The sequence below is a fragment of the Viridibacillus sp. KH_047 genome (assembly GCF_057838945.1).
In genome coordinates this window covers 3,378,686-3,392,068 of record NZ_CM174479.1, presented here as the reverse complement: position 1 = coordinate 3,392,068, position 13,383 = coordinate 3,378,686, and the positions used below count along the sequence as shown (strand labels likewise).

Sequence of the window (13,383 nt, the reverse complement as noted above, 5' to 3'; positions counted from 1 at the left end):
ATGGAATTAGTCCAAGTTAAGCATACAGAAATTACAAAACCAGAATACTACAACAACCGTGAATTAAGTTGGCTAGCATTCAATGAACGCGTGATACAGGAAGCTGAGGATGCACAAAACCCATTACTTGAGAGATTGAAATTTTTGGCGATATTCAGTTCCAATTTGGACGAGTTTTTCATGGTACGTGTAGCAGGGTTGCAAGATCAGGTGAAAGCTGGATTTCATAAACCAGAGAATAAATCAGGTTTAACACCAAAGGAACAATTAGCTCGAATTTCTGAGAAAACCCAAGCACTTGTTTCAAGACAAACAGCGATTTACAAAAAATTAGTGAAACAACTATTACCAAAAGAGAATGTTTATACGCGCAAAATAGCAGAGCTAAATGAAGAACAAACTAATTTTATCAATGAATATTTCGAAGAAACGATTTTTCCAGTGTTAACACCTGTAGCAGTTGATGCGTATCGCCCTTTTCCAACATTAATCAGTAAAACTCTAAATATGATAATACTTTTGGAACAAGACAATGTAGAACCAGAGTTCTGTGAAAAAGTAGCAGTTGTACAAGTGCCATCTGTCTTAGAACGTTTTATTCAAGTACCATCTAAAGGGAATGAGATCTCAGTGGTACTTCTTGAAGATATAATTAGTGCAAACATAAATAAATTGTTTTATGGTTATCATGTTAAATCTGTACAATCTTTCCGTCTAACACGTAATGCAGATTTAACTATTCATGAAGAAGGTGCACGTGATTTACTTTTAGAGATTGAAAAAGAATTGAAAAAGCGTAAATGGGGTGCTCTTTCTCGTCTAGAAGTTCGTACAGGAGAAATGGATAAAGGCGTACTACAATTTCTGCTGAACGAATTAGAAGACTGGGAAGCGGAGGTCTATAGTGTAGATTGTCCGCTAGATTTAACATTTCTGTTTTCATTTGTAAAATTTATAGGTGAAGGCAGAAAGCATTTAGAATATGAAAGTTTCATCCCTCAGCCTCCACAAGATTTAGGGTCGGATGAAAATATTTTTGAGAAAGCGTTAACTCAGGATATATTCTTTAATCATCCATATGAATCTTTTACACCTATAGTGGAATTTGTAACAGAAGCAGCGAATGATCCTAGTGTTTTAGCCATTAAACAAACATTATACCGTGTCAGCGGGAATTCACCAGTAATTCAAGCATTAAAGCTTGCTGCTGAAAATGGAAAGCAAGTAACAGTTCTAGTAGAGCTAAAAGCACGATTTGATGAAGAAAATAATGTACACTGGGCAAAAGAATTAGAACAATCCGGTTGTCTAGTTATTTATGGCATGCATAATTTAAAAACACATTCTAAAATCACGCTAGTTGTGAGAAGAAGACAAAGTAAAATAGAGCGTTTTGTTCATTTAGGTACAGGGAATTATAACGATGCAACTGCGAAAATTTATACGGATATGGGTATTATAACGACGAAAAAGAAATTTGGAATTGATGCGACGAACTTTTTTAATTTCCTAAGTGGATATACGGAGAAGCCAAACTTCCATCACATTGTGGTGTCACCAAATGATATAAGAGTTGAATTTATTAAACTAATTGATGACGAAATCAATTATCATTTGAAGTACGGTAAAGGACATTTACGTGCGAAAATGAATTCATTAACTGATAAAGAATTGATTATGAAAATGTATGAAGCTTCAATTGCCGGAGTGAAAGTAGATTTAATCATCCGCGGGATATGTTGTTTGCGCCCGGGTATTAAAGGGATTAGTGAAAATATTACTGTTATAAGTATCGTTGGTCGTTTTCTTGAACACGCACGTATCTATTGGTTCCATCATAATGGAGAAAACAAATTATTTTTATCTTCAGCCGACATGATGACAAGAAATATGATCAAACGTGTAGAAATTCTATTCCCAATTTTTGATACAGAAATAAAAAAACGGATTATGAAATCTATGAAGACTCAGTTCCGTGATAATGTAAAGGCACGCATTCAAAATGAGAATGGTGTTTACTATTATAGCGAGAAAAAAGCTGGAGATAAATGTATAAACAGCCAGGAAATCTTCTTAAAAGAAGCATACCGTGTCCTAATAGATGAAGAATAAAACGATAATATAAAAACGAAGACTTTTGTAAATATGACGAAAGTCTTCTTACTATATTTGGAAAATTTTGCGTGAAATAAACTTTTTTAAAATTCAATATAGATAATATGCCAAAAGATACAAAAGAATAAATAAAATTGTATTCAATCGAATAAAAATCAATTATGATAATACGTAGTAGACTACTTCTGTTAATGGAGGCATTATATGTATAATTCAACATTGAGTCCTCAACAATATATAGATTTTATACAAAAGTTTTCAAGATTATATCCTGAATCCATGACAATGTTAATAGAACAAGATTCAAACAATCAATACTGGATTACATACGTTAATAAATCGTTTAAAACTTTTTTTGAACATACATTTGAACATAAAGTGCTTGCATCATCTTTTTTTACACTTCAAATGGGAACTAATCTAGAAGATTTCCTATTACAAAGTGGTGGAGAGATAGAACCATATACTAAGCAGATAACAATAAGTAAGAAAACGATACAACATTCCTTTAATGTTGGAGTGATTGCAGATACAACGATACAACACAGAGTAATTTGTTTGACATTAACTAAAGTAGTGAGTAACGAATCGTATTGTTCGCTAATGGATCACAATTTAGATCCAGTCATTACGATTAATCAATTTGGGCAAATTATTAAAAGTAATAGAGCAGCAACTTCTATATTTGGATATAAACAAGATGCTTTATTAAAACTGCCTTATTTAGAACTTGTATCTAAGCAAGATAAGTTAAAACTGGTGAAATTGATAGAGCAAACACTAGAGCAAAAGCAACCTATAGAATTAAACGAATGTAGTATTAAAAATGTCGAGGGTAGAACAATAGTGGTATACGTAAAAAGTATCCCAATTATCGAATTTGATGAAGTAAAAGAAATACAACTAATATTGCGCGATAACTCAAGGTATGGAGAAACGGGAAAGACGGTTTTCTACTTGTCATATCACGATCAATTAACAGGCATTTGGAATAAACGTGCACTTCAGGAGCATTTTAAATAAGAAGAGAGAATTGCCAAGTGTCGGGGTCATCAAATGGCGATAATACTATTAGATTTAGATCGGTTTAAAAAGATCAACGACTCTATTGGCTTCAATAAAGGAGATGAGTTGTTAAAGAAAGTAGTGCAAAGACTTTCTACTCTGTCAGATGCTAATAGCCAAATCTATAGACAAAATGGTGATGATTTTATCTTTCTTTTACAACAATCGGATGTCGAAAAAACAGAATATTTTGTCAATAAAGTATTAGCCTTATTTAAAAAGCCTTTTTGTATAGATGAGCTAGAGTTGAATATCTCAGGTTCTATAGGGGGTGTTATGTAAAAGAGAGAGTACCTTCAACATTTCGTTTTTATCATAGTAAAATGCTTGATACCTCTAATAATGGTGCAGTGATGGAATCTCATCTTAGACGTGCAATCGAAAAAAACGAATTATCGATTCATTATCAACCCCAAGTGGATCTAGATACTGGGAAAATAAACAGTTTTGAAGCATTACTGAGATGGAATAATCCAAAGTTTGGTTCAGTTCCCCCAAGTGTATTCATTCCTATTGCAGAAGAATCTGGTCTCATTTTAGAAATAGGTGATTGGGTTCTAAATCAAGTATGTATTCAGTTAAAAGAATGGCAAATTAACGGATTTATAGATGTACGAATTGCAGTTAATATTTCATCGAAGCAATTTAAGCAAGAAGCTTTCGCTAATGCTATTAAAAAATATATTTACAAATATGAATTGAACCCGCAATCTTTAGAACTTGAAATTACCGAAAGTTCAATGACAAATATCCATGAAACCCTTGCAATTTTACAAGAATTAAAGAAAATGGGTGTTATTATTTCTATTGATGATTTTGGGACAGGATATTCTTCTCTCAGCTATTTGAAAAGATACCCAATTGATATTATTAAAATCGACCAATCTTTCATTAAGGAAATTGAACAAGATGAAAAGGATGAAGCAATAGAGAAAACAATTATTCATCTTGCACATAGTTTAGGTATGAAAGTAATTGCTGAAGGTGTCGAGAAAAAAGATCATGTGGAAATTTTAAAAGAAGTAAATTGTGAAAAGGCACAAGGTTACTATTTTAGCCGACCAGTACCGATTGAAAGTATTATCGAAATGTATTTTTGTTAGACTTAATAAATGCAAACCTTAATGAGCTAGCAACCATTGAGGTTTTTATTTTTACCCCAAAATAAAGACAGTAATTCCGAAGTATGGTAAAATTATGAATGAATATTCATTCAAAGGGGGAATCGTAATTGTTAAAGGGGAAAACAATTATTATCACAGGCGGTTCAAATGGAATGGGGAAATACATGGCGAAAACGTTTGTAGAAGAAGGTGCAAACGTTGTCATTACAGGTCGTGATTTAGAGCGTCTAAATAACGCAAAGGATGAAATTTCAAGAGACGGGAACAATATTGCCATCTTCCAAATGGATGTAAGACAACCTGAACATGTTACTGGAATGTTAAATTTTGCGGTAGATACCTTTGGGCAAGTAGACGGTCTAGTAAATAATGCTGCAGGAAATTTTATCGTTCGTGCTGAGGATTTATCACCTAATGGATGGAAATCCGTTATTGATATCGTACTAAATGGTACATTTTATTGTTCAAAAGAAGTAGGGAAGTACTGGATGGATAACAAAATAAATGGTTCAATTCTTAATATGGTCGCAACCTATGCGTGGGACGCTGGTCCAGGAGTTGTCCATTCAGCAGCAGCAAAAGCTGGAGTACTGTCTTTAACTAGAACACTTGCAGTGGAATGGGGAAGACAATATGGTATCAGAGTTAATGCGATTGCTCCGGGACCGATTGAAAGAACTGGCGGTGCTGATAAGTTATGGCAATCTGAAGAAGCAGCGAAACGCACATTACAGTCTGTGCCACTTGGTCGATTAGGAAAACCAGAAGAAATTGCTGATTTAGCAACGTTTATGATGTCAGATAAGGCAGCTTACATGAATGGGGAAGTGGTCACCCTTGATGGTGGACAACACTTAAATCAGTATCCATTCTAGAGACTAAAATAGCCAAGTAATGCACATACTTAGTGAAACTAGTAAGAAGGAAGTGACGCTATGGATATGTGGACTTGGCCGTTAATGGCAGTAATATTAATTATTTGCGGTATCGGTTATGCTTATACGAGACGTATTGCGAAAATGGAGCAACAGGCTGTTAATAATAATGATCAACCGATTAGTCAAGCTGTTAAAGATAATCCAACGATGCTTAATCCAATTATTTGGGTATATGGCTTAGCGTTTGTTTTTGTATTTATTTTAATTTTTTACAATGTTGTGAAATACCAATGGATATAAAGATGTGAAGAGGGATTGTTAGTTCCCTCTTCACATTTTTTATTGTTGTTATTACATAAAAATTCATCTTAGTGAATTAATATTATATATATTTAAAAATTTATTTGTAGAAATGGAAATTTTATGAGGGACTGTGATATGATTAATAAGTATTTTGCTGTTCTAAAACGAGGAACAGAAAAAGGAGTAGAATACTATGATGTCCTTAAATAGCAGAGAGTTCCTTGAAATGCCAATTACTGATTTTATCATTTCTTCAGAGAAAGTTGCACATGTTCAAATGGGGAATAATGCAGAGCACGCCTTGCTCGTCCTAACGAAAACTGGCTATTCGTCTATACCTGTACTTGACGCAAAATACCGTCTGCATGGCATGTTAAGCATGCGTATGATCACAGAACCGATTTTGGGAATGGATCATATAGAGTATGAGAGATTAACAGATATTAAAGTAGATGAAATAATGGATAAGAAAGTGGCTACATTAAACATTGGCGATAATTTCCAAAGAGCACTAGACCTTGTAATTAATCATGCATTTTTATGCGTAATTGATGATGAAGGTACCTTCATGGGGATTATGACACGTCGTGTAATTTTAAAACAACTAAAAAAACATATCTATCAATTCAATTCTTAATATGACAAAATGAAAGAAGGTCGCCATTAATGGGGCCTTCTTTATTTATAATAAATGATTTAAGCCATATAAGGACGAACAGGAGGTTACTTTTCGATGACTACAACAGAAGCTCAAATTGTAAAAGTATTGTCTGAGGAAGGCAATATGAGAAAAGCAGCTGAACGTTTATTTTTATCCCAACCTGCCCTTTCTCAACGTTTACAATCCATTGAAAAAGACTGGGGAGCACAGTTGTTTTTACGCTCACAAAAGGGATTAACACCTACACCAGCAGGGGAGTTGGTCATACAATATGCGATTGATACAATTGCAAAAAAAGAAGAAATTTATGAAATGATTCAGTCGTTGAATTCGAAAGTACACGGTACATTGAAAATAGCATGTGCTTCGATTGTAGGGCATACATGGTTACCGAAAGTATTGAAAGATTTTATGACACAATATCCTGAGGCTAAAATTTCACTGATCACAGGTTGGAGCTCAGAAATTGTTAAATCTCTCTATGAGGGTGAGGCGCATGTAGGTATAGTGCGTGGACATACAGATTGGAAAGGCTCGAAGATTCACTTATTCCGTGATACGTTGTATTTAGTAGATAAAGAAATAAAAGAGATTGACGAAGTTTTCGAAACAGATCGTCCATTTATTCAATTCAAAAGTGATTCTAATTATTATCAAGAAATACAACAATGGTGGCAACGTCATTTTAAGTCTAATCCTCGTCGACAAATTACGGTAGATCAAATTGAGACTTGCAAACAAATGGCGCTGAACGGGATTGGATACGCCATTTTACCTTCTATTACATTAAGTGGACATGAGGATGTAAATACCATTCCCTTAACGAATAATGAAGAAGAATTTGAGCTAACGCGCGATACATGGCTTATTGGTTATGAATCTTCTTTTGAATTGCGCCAAGTAGCAGCCTTTGTAGATCTAGTAAAAAAACATGCTGAATGTCTTTATGATTATTCGAATAGTGAGGAAGAAAAGAAATGACAACACTATAATATTTCGTGTACAATTAGTCCATATTTTCAGAATAGTAGGAGGACGTAACCAATGCAGAAATTAGACGCACAAGAAATTATTGCTTATTTAGCTAATGCCAAAAAAGCAACGCCAGTGAAAGTTTATGTAAAAGGTGAAAAAGTAGCAGAACTTTCATTTGGTGAGGGAAGTAAAGTTTTTGGTGAAGGCAACTCAGCTGTTGTATTTGGCGAATGGGCAGAAATTGAAAAAGCTTTAGTAGCTAACGAAGTACATATTGCCGATTTTGTTGTTGAACATGATCGAAGAAATTCTGCGGTACCAACTCTTGACTTAAAAGGTATCAATGCTCGTATTGAGCCTGGTGCTATTATCCGTGATCGAGTAACTATAGGAGATAATTGTGTCATTATGATGGGTAGTGTCATTAATATTGGAGCTGAAATTGGCGATCGTACAATGATTGATATGAATGTTGTATTAGGTGGGCGTGCAATGGTAGGAAAAGATTGTCACATCGGAGCAGGAGCGGTGTTAGCAGGAGTTATCGAGCCTCCTTCCGCATCTCCAGTTATTATCGAAGATAAAGTAATGATTGGTGCTAATGCTGTTGTTTTAGAAGGCTGTAGGGTAGGAGAAGGTGCTGTAGTTGCAGCGGGAGCAGTCGTTACCAAAGATGTGCCACCATATACAGTAGTTGCAGGGATGCCAGCAAAAGTCATCAAAAATATTGATGAGAAGACAAAATCGAAAACTGAAATAATGCAAGATCTTCGTAAATTATAAGCAGGTGTATAAGATGAAAAGTTTACTGGAAATTAGACGAGAGTTACATAAAATTCCGGAAGTTGGTTTCAAGGAAGAGAAAACCCAAAAGTATTTACTCACGATCATTGAAAAGTTGTGGAAGCCGTACATTCAAATTGACGTTTGGCGAACGGGTATAATTGTGACGATTAATGGCTCTAATCCACAGTTGAAAATTGGTTGGCGAACTGATATTGATGGTCTACCGGTTCAAGAAAATACAGGCTTGGCTTATTCTTCAGAGCATCCAGGTTTTATGCATGCTTGTGGCCACGACTTCCATATGACTATCGCATTAGGGTTAGTACAGGCCTTTTCAGAAAATCAACCAGAAAACACCGTAATTATATACTTCCAACCAGCTGAAGAAGGTCCAGGTGGTGCAAAGCCTATGCTTGAATGGCTACAAAGTGAAAGACCTGATTTAGTACCTGACACTATTTTTGCCTTACATATCGCTCCTGAATATCCTGTGGGGACTATTGCAACTAGACCAGGTATGCTATTTGCGAATACATCTGAGCTTTTTATTGATTTAAAAGGGTTAGGTGGACATGCAGCATATCCTCATAATACGAGAGATATGACAGTTGCAGCTGCTAATCTAATGATTCAACTCCAAACAATTGTCAGCCGGAATTTAAATCCTTTAGATAGTGCCGTAGTAACAATAGGTAAGATGACTTCGGGTACTGTTCAGAATATAATTGCTGAAGATGCACGACTCGAAGGTACAATTCGAACGATGTCGGCAGAGTCGATGAAACTGATTAAAAAGCGCATAGAAGCACTTTGTAGAGCGACTGAAATAGCCTATGATTGTAGAGTAAGTATTGATTATGGTTCATCTTATTATCAAGTGGAAAATGATGAGCATTGTGCGTATGAGTTATTACACTTTGCAGAGCAGTTTCCTGGTGTCGTAGCTTATGAATGTCCACCAGCAATGACTGGCGAAGATTTTGGATTCTTTTTAAAAGACTTACCAGGTGCTATGTTCTGGACAGGGGCAAATACGCCACATGGTCTTCATCATTCTGCTATGCAACCAGATGAAGAATTAGTGAATGTTAATATACAATTTGTAGAACAATTTTTACGCTCATTTACTGTTGATAAATAATATAAACCTATAGTGTAATTTTGCACTATAGGTTTTTTGTGTATAAATAGATCATTTTAAATAACAAGAAATATTTTCCTTGTTTTATAAAAATATATATTTTTGTTATCTATGCAACCAAATTATTAAAAAAAACGTACTAAATAAAAAGAAGAAAGAGGGGGGATCTCCATTGCGAAGTAGGTTAATATTACTGGTCTCATGTTTTTTATTAATATTTAGCTTTTTACCAGGTATTCAAATGGAGGCATTTGCAGCACCGAAGCTTGATGTGAAGACATCAGTTGGGTTTGCAAATAAAGGTAAATATGACAGAGGGTTACCTCTTACAATAACGGTTAAGAACACAGGAACAGCATTTTCTGGCGACATCGTTATTGACTCAATGCAGGACTATAATACTGGAAGCGGTATCGCCATCCCTGTAGAGATTGGAGAAAATGAAACGAAGTCGATAGAAGTAGCATTCGAACAGTTTTCAGATTCTTATTTTGGGAATGGATCAAATCAACAAATGATTCACTTTTACGAAGGTGGTTGGAAAAAGGGGAAATCGATTGAGTACACTGGTAAAGCAAATGTCAATCCACAACTACTTGAAGCTGATATTCCAATTGTTTTCACATTAACAAGTAATGCTGATCGGTTATTAGGCTTCACTAAACTTGGCAAAAACAATGCAACTAAAATGGAAGTAATAGATGTTGCACAGTTAACGGACTTTACAATACCTACAAAAGCAGCGTCTTGGTCAGCGGGGGATGTACTTGTTATTGATGAATATAAATTAGCTGACTTAACAGAAGAACAACAACAAGCCATTATTGAATGGCTGAAAAATGGTGGTAAAGCAATTATCGGGGCTTCTATTAACATAGATGCCGAAGTTGGTTTATTGAAAGAATATTTGCCGTTGACTTTAGGTGAAGAGCGAACAGTATCTAAGGAGACACTCAATAAGTTAACAAAAGGTGGGAATTTCAAAGAAAATGTAACAGCTTACGAAGCCAAATTAAATAATAATGCAGAAGTGATATTAGAAGCAAACCATTCTCCGCTTGTTGCTACACTTGCTGTTGGTAAGGGGGCGGTTATTCAAACGGCCTTTTCTCTAGGAAATGCTCCTTTGGCAAAAGAAGATGATTACACAAAACTTCTTGAGAAAATAGTACCTTTGAAAGTTAATAACCAATCATTACAATCAACATTAAGTCAAATGAATTGGGAATTAGTCAGTCAAAATGAGATTTTTCCATCATTCCAAGTATCCGCTATTTTATTACTAGTGATTGTTATCATATATATCTTTATATTAGGACCAGTACTCTACTTCTTACTAAAAAATAAAGATAAGCGAGAACATGCATGGTGGATTATTCCAGTATTAGCAATTGTGACTTCTTTGTTCATCTTTTGGTACGGGGCAAAAGATCGTCTATTAAATCCACAAATTCAGCAAACAGCTGTTTTTAAGGTTAATGATGATAATAGCTTATCAGGTATCTATGCATCAGCATTATTATCAAATCGCAGTGGTAATTTTGAATTTACGGCACCAAAAGATACATCAATGACTATGTCTACTACATATTCAGGTTTCAGAAACTTAAATGATGTACATCAAAAAGCGGTATTAGAACAATATGCCGACCATCAATCATTGACAATTCGAAATAGCCGTTATTGGGCTGTTAATAGCTTGGTTGGACATACGCAACTTAAAGATGTTGGTCGTTTAGATATTCAGTTAGACGTAGAAAATGGGGCTGTGAAAGGTACAGTTAAAAATAATTTCCCATTTAAAATGAAGGATGTTTCCATTTGGTCAGGTGTTAAGTGGTTGGAATTAGGTGATATTGAACCAAATGAGACTATTAAAGTAACCCAAACAATTAATGGATCAATATTATTGTCTCCAATGCAAATGGGCATGGTAGGAGTAGAACCAGCAAAAAATAAAAAAGAGCTTTTAAAAAATCGACAGCAGAGTGCTCGAAACTTAGCGTATCAAATGTTAGGTGATAATGATCAACCAGCTATAGTGGCATGGGTAGATGAAGCACTGGTACCAATTGAATTAAAAACGCAAAAAGCTGAGCAATCTTCTATGAGTTTAATTGTCCAAAATTTTAATCCAAAAACTAATTTATCTGGTGAATTCGTATTACCAGCAAATGCAATGACTAAAGAGATTAATTCAACGATGGGTGGCTACGTTGAACAAAACCTTGAGGATAATAATTCTTGGTATTTAGATGATGGAGAATATGATGTGAATTGGACAATACCAGATTCTATATTAGATAAAAAAGTAAAGTGGACAGAATTACAACTAGCCAATACGGATATGCAAACTTTAACAATCAATTTATATAATGTGAAAAAAGATAAGTTTGAAGAAGTAACCGACGCAAGGTTTATAGTAGATAAAGACGTTTCGCAATATATTTCAAAAGAAGGTCAGGTTATATATAAATTAATAAAGAATGTTGGGAAATATAATAATCCAACGACTGTGTTACCAGAGTTACAATTGAAAGGAGAGGTCCAAAAATGATAGAAATTAAAGGGCTAACAAAAAAATACGGTTCCTTTTATGCTTTACAAGGACTGGATCTCTCAATTGGTGAAGGAACAGTATTTGGTTTTGTTGGAGCAAATGGAGCGGGTAAGTCAACGACATTCTCTATTTTGTCAACACTACTGCAACCAACAGCTGGTGATGCATGGATTGATGGTAAAAGTGTAACGAAACACGCTGAGGAAATCCGAAAACTAATTGGATATATGCCTGACTTCTTTGGTGTCTATGATCAATTGAAAGCAGATGAATATTTAGATTTCTTTGGTTCAAGTTATGGTATTCCAGCATCTGAGCGAGAGAAGTTAATTCCGCAACTATTAGAACTAGTAAATTTAACACATAAGCGCTATGAATATGTTGATGTATTATCACGCGGTATGAAGCAGCGTCTTTGTTTAGCTAGAACGCTTATTCATGATCCTAAAGTTCTCATTTTGGATGAACCGGCATCGGGTCTAGACCCCCGTGCTCGAATAGAAATGCGTGATATTTTGAAACAGCTAAAATCAATGGGTAAGACGATATTAATTTCTTCGCATATCCTCCCTGAGCTTGCGGAGATGTGTGATGAAATTGGTGTTATTGATAATGGCAAATTAATAGCTCATGGATCGGTTTCAACTATTCAAACACAATTACAAGGTGAAAAAGTATTGACTGTGAAGCTGCAAGATGGTCTTGAAAAAGCGATAAGTTTCTTTGAGGAAGATCCGTTTGTAACAGGAATTGAAACAGGTGAACAGCAATTAAGTTTCCGTTATCGAGGGTCAGATGAAGAACAGATGGAACTATTGAAAAAGGCAGTATTAGCAAATATTCCTATATTATCATTTTCAGAAGAAGAAAAAGACTTAGAAGATGTCTTTATGGCTATTACGAAGGGAGTAGATGAAGCATGAGGTCGATGTTTACTAATCCAGTGCTTATAAAAGAGCTTAAGCTAAGATTCCGCGCCTTTAAAAGCTTTTCAGGCATCATGTTTTATTTACTAGCACTTAGCATATTTGTCTTTGGTTTCATTTTTGTATCAATGGAGTTTAATTTAAGTGGTTTTATAAATTCACAAGAAAGCGTACTGTTATTTAGTTTATTGACCTTTGTTCAATTAGCTTTAACACTATTTATTACACCAGGTATGACAGCCGGTTCAATTAGTTCTGAACGCGAAAAACAAACATTAAATATTCTCTTAACCACGGCGCAATCTTCTTTCCAAATCATTTTTGGGAAAATGAGCTCATCTATCGTTTTTTTATTACTGTTATTAATTGCGGGTTTGCCAATTTATAGTTTAGTGTTTTTATTTGGTGGCGTTTCACCTACACAATTACTTGTTATCTTCGCATTTTTGATTTTGACAATGCTTGCTATTGGAAGTATCGGAGTCATGTTCTCGACAATACTTAGGAAGACTATTCTCTCTATGATTGTGACGTATGGATCGATGCTATTTTTAACAGGTGTTACAGCGTTTTTCTTTTTAATCTCAGTGCAGATGAATGTATCAAGCACAACGGGTGTGACAAGTAACCCATCAATTTTTGCTTATTTTTGGGGTACCATTAATCCAGTTGCTTTAATGATGACACTCATTAGCCCTGAAATGTTGGAGGCTTTCTATGAAGTGACGAAAATTCATTTTCCAATTTGGGCAGGGTATTTAATATTCTATTCAATTGTGACCTTTATCTGCTTGTTTATTGCTATAAAGAGACTACGTGTTAACATGAAAAAAGCGAAATGAGGAGGGT

The 13,383-nt window shown here is 34.9% G+C and carries 13 protein-coding genes; all 13 read left to right on the top strand.

Annotated features, from left to right (window positions below):
* The 13 genes from AC3IS5_RS16750 (at nt 1) to AC3IS5_RS16690 (ending at nt 13,376) form a co-directional block, all read left to right on the top strand.
* The gene (locus AC3IS5_RS16750) at nt 1-2,112 is read left to right on the top strand and encodes an RNA degradosome polyphosphate kinase (RefSeq protein WP_489425402.1); all 2,112 of its coding nucleotides are present in this window, start codon (nt 1-3) and stop codon (nt 2,110-2,112) included.
* A gap of 207 nt (nt 2,113-2,319) precedes the next feature.
* Nucleotides 2,320-3,138, top strand: a complete 819-nt coding sequence (locus AC3IS5_RS16745; RefSeq protein ID WP_489425401.1) for a PAS domain S-box protein — start codon at nt 2,320-2,322, stop codon at nt 3,136-3,138.
* A gap of 9 nt (nt 3,139-3,147) precedes the next feature.
* Nucleotides 3,148-3,462 (top strand): diguanylate cyclase domain-containing protein, encoded by a 315-nt coding sequence (locus AC3IS5_RS16740; RefSeq protein WP_489427925.1) that lies wholly within the window; start codon nt 3,148-3,150, stop codon nt 3,460-3,462.
* 71 nt (nt 3,463-3,533) lie between these two features.
* Nucleotides 3,534-4,283, top strand: coding sequence for a putative bifunctional diguanylate cyclase/phosphodiesterase (locus AC3IS5_RS16735; protein WP_489425400.1), 750 nt, complete (start codon nt 3,534-3,536; stop codon nt 4,281-4,283).
* A 128-nt stretch (nt 4,284-4,411) separates the two neighbouring features.
* The gene (gene fadH / locus AC3IS5_RS16730) at nt 4,412-5,179 is read left to right on the top strand and encodes a 2,4-dienoyl-CoA reductase (protein ID WP_489425399.1); all 768 of its coding nucleotides are present in this window, start codon (nt 4,412-4,414) and stop codon (nt 5,177-5,179) included.
* A 60-nt stretch (nt 5,180-5,239) separates the two neighbouring features.
* Nucleotides 5,240-5,482, top strand: coding sequence for a hypothetical protein (locus tag AC3IS5_RS16725; protein ID WP_489425398.1), 243 nt, complete (start codon nt 5,240-5,242; stop codon nt 5,480-5,482).
* Nucleotides 5,483-5,678: 196 nt separating this feature from the next.
* Nucleotides 5,679-6,122, top strand: coding sequence for a cyclic-di-AMP-binding protein CbpB (gene cbpB / locus AC3IS5_RS16720; protein WP_489425397.1), 444 nt, complete (start codon nt 5,679-5,681; stop codon nt 6,120-6,122).
* Nucleotides 6,123-6,218: 96 nt separating this feature from the next.
* Complete coding sequence (gene ccpC / locus AC3IS5_RS16715; protein ID WP_489425396.1) at nt 6,219-7,127, top strand: transcriptional regulator CcpC; 909 nt, start codon at nt 6,219-6,221, stop codon at nt 7,125-7,127.
* Between the two features lie 63 nt (nt 7,128-7,190).
* Nucleotides 7,191-7,904, top strand: a complete 714-nt coding sequence (gene dapD, locus AC3IS5_RS16710) for a 2,3,4,5-tetrahydropyridine-2,6-dicarboxylate N-acetyltransferase (protein ID WP_489425395.1) — start codon at nt 7,191-7,193, stop codon at nt 7,902-7,904.
* A 13-nt stretch (nt 7,905-7,917) separates the two neighbouring features.
* Nucleotides 7,918-9,048 (top strand): N-acetyldiaminopimelate deacetylase, encoded by a 1,131-nt coding sequence (locus AC3IS5_RS16705; RefSeq protein ID WP_489425394.1) that lies wholly within the window; start codon nt 7,918-7,920, stop codon nt 9,046-9,048.
* A 172-nt stretch (nt 9,049-9,220) separates the two neighbouring features.
* On the top strand, nt 9,221-11,605 hold the full coding sequence (locus AC3IS5_RS16700; protein ID WP_489425393.1) for a DUF8725 domain-containing protein: 2,385 nt from the start codon (nt 9,221-9,223) through the stop codon (nt 11,603-11,605).
* Nucleotides 11,602-12,531: an ABC transporter ATP-binding protein gene (locus AC3IS5_RS16695; RefSeq protein WP_489425392.1), complete on the top strand. Its 930-nt coding sequence runs from the start codon at nt 11,602-11,604 to the stop codon at nt 12,529-12,531. The genes AC3IS5_RS16700 and AC3IS5_RS16695 overlap by 4 nt, the downstream gene beginning before the upstream one ends.
* Nucleotides 12,528-13,376 carry an ABC transporter permease gene (locus AC3IS5_RS16690; protein WP_489425391.1) on the top strand — a complete coding sequence of 283 codons (849 nt, stop codon included), beginning with the start codon at nt 12,528-12,530 and terminating at the stop codon, nt 13,374-13,376. The genes AC3IS5_RS16695 and AC3IS5_RS16690 overlap by 4 nt, the downstream gene beginning before the upstream one ends.
* Nucleotides 13,377-13,383 lie beyond the last annotated feature (7 nt).

Coding starts and splice junctions, on each gene's coding strand:
- AC3IS5_RS16735 (WP_489425400.1), top strand. CDS start 3,534: ATGGAATCTCATCTTAGACGTGCAATCGAAAAAAACGAATTATCGATT.
- AC3IS5_RS16750 (WP_489425402.1), top strand. CDS start 1: ATGGAATTAGTCCAAGTTAAGCATACAGAAATTACAAAACCAGAATAC.
- ccpC (WP_489425396.1), top strand. CDS start 6,219: ATGACTACAACAGAAGCTCAAATTGTAAAAGTATTGTCTGAGGAAGGC.
- AC3IS5_RS16690 (WP_489425391.1), top strand. CDS start 12,528: ATGAGGTCGATGTTTACTAATCCAGTGCTTATAAAAGAGCTTAAGCTA.
- cbpB (WP_489425397.1), top strand. CDS start 5,679: ATGATGTCCTTAAATAGCAGAGAGTTCCTTGAAATGCCAATTACTGAT.
- AC3IS5_RS16695 (WP_489425392.1), top strand. CDS start 11,602: ATGATAGAAATTAAAGGGCTAACAAAAAAATACGGTTCCTTTTATGCT.
- dapD (WP_489425395.1), top strand. CDS start 7,191: ATGCAGAAATTAGACGCACAAGAAATTATTGCTTATTTAGCTAATGCC.
- AC3IS5_RS16705 (WP_489425394.1), top strand. CDS start 7,918: ATGAAAAGTTTACTGGAAATTAGACGAGAGTTACATAAAATTCCGGAA.
- AC3IS5_RS16725 (WP_489425398.1), top strand. CDS start 5,240: ATGGATATGTGGACTTGGCCGTTAATGGCAGTAATATTAATTATTTGC.
- AC3IS5_RS16745 (WP_489425401.1), top strand. CDS start 2,320: ATGTATAATTCAACATTGAGTCCTCAACAATATATAGATTTTATACAA.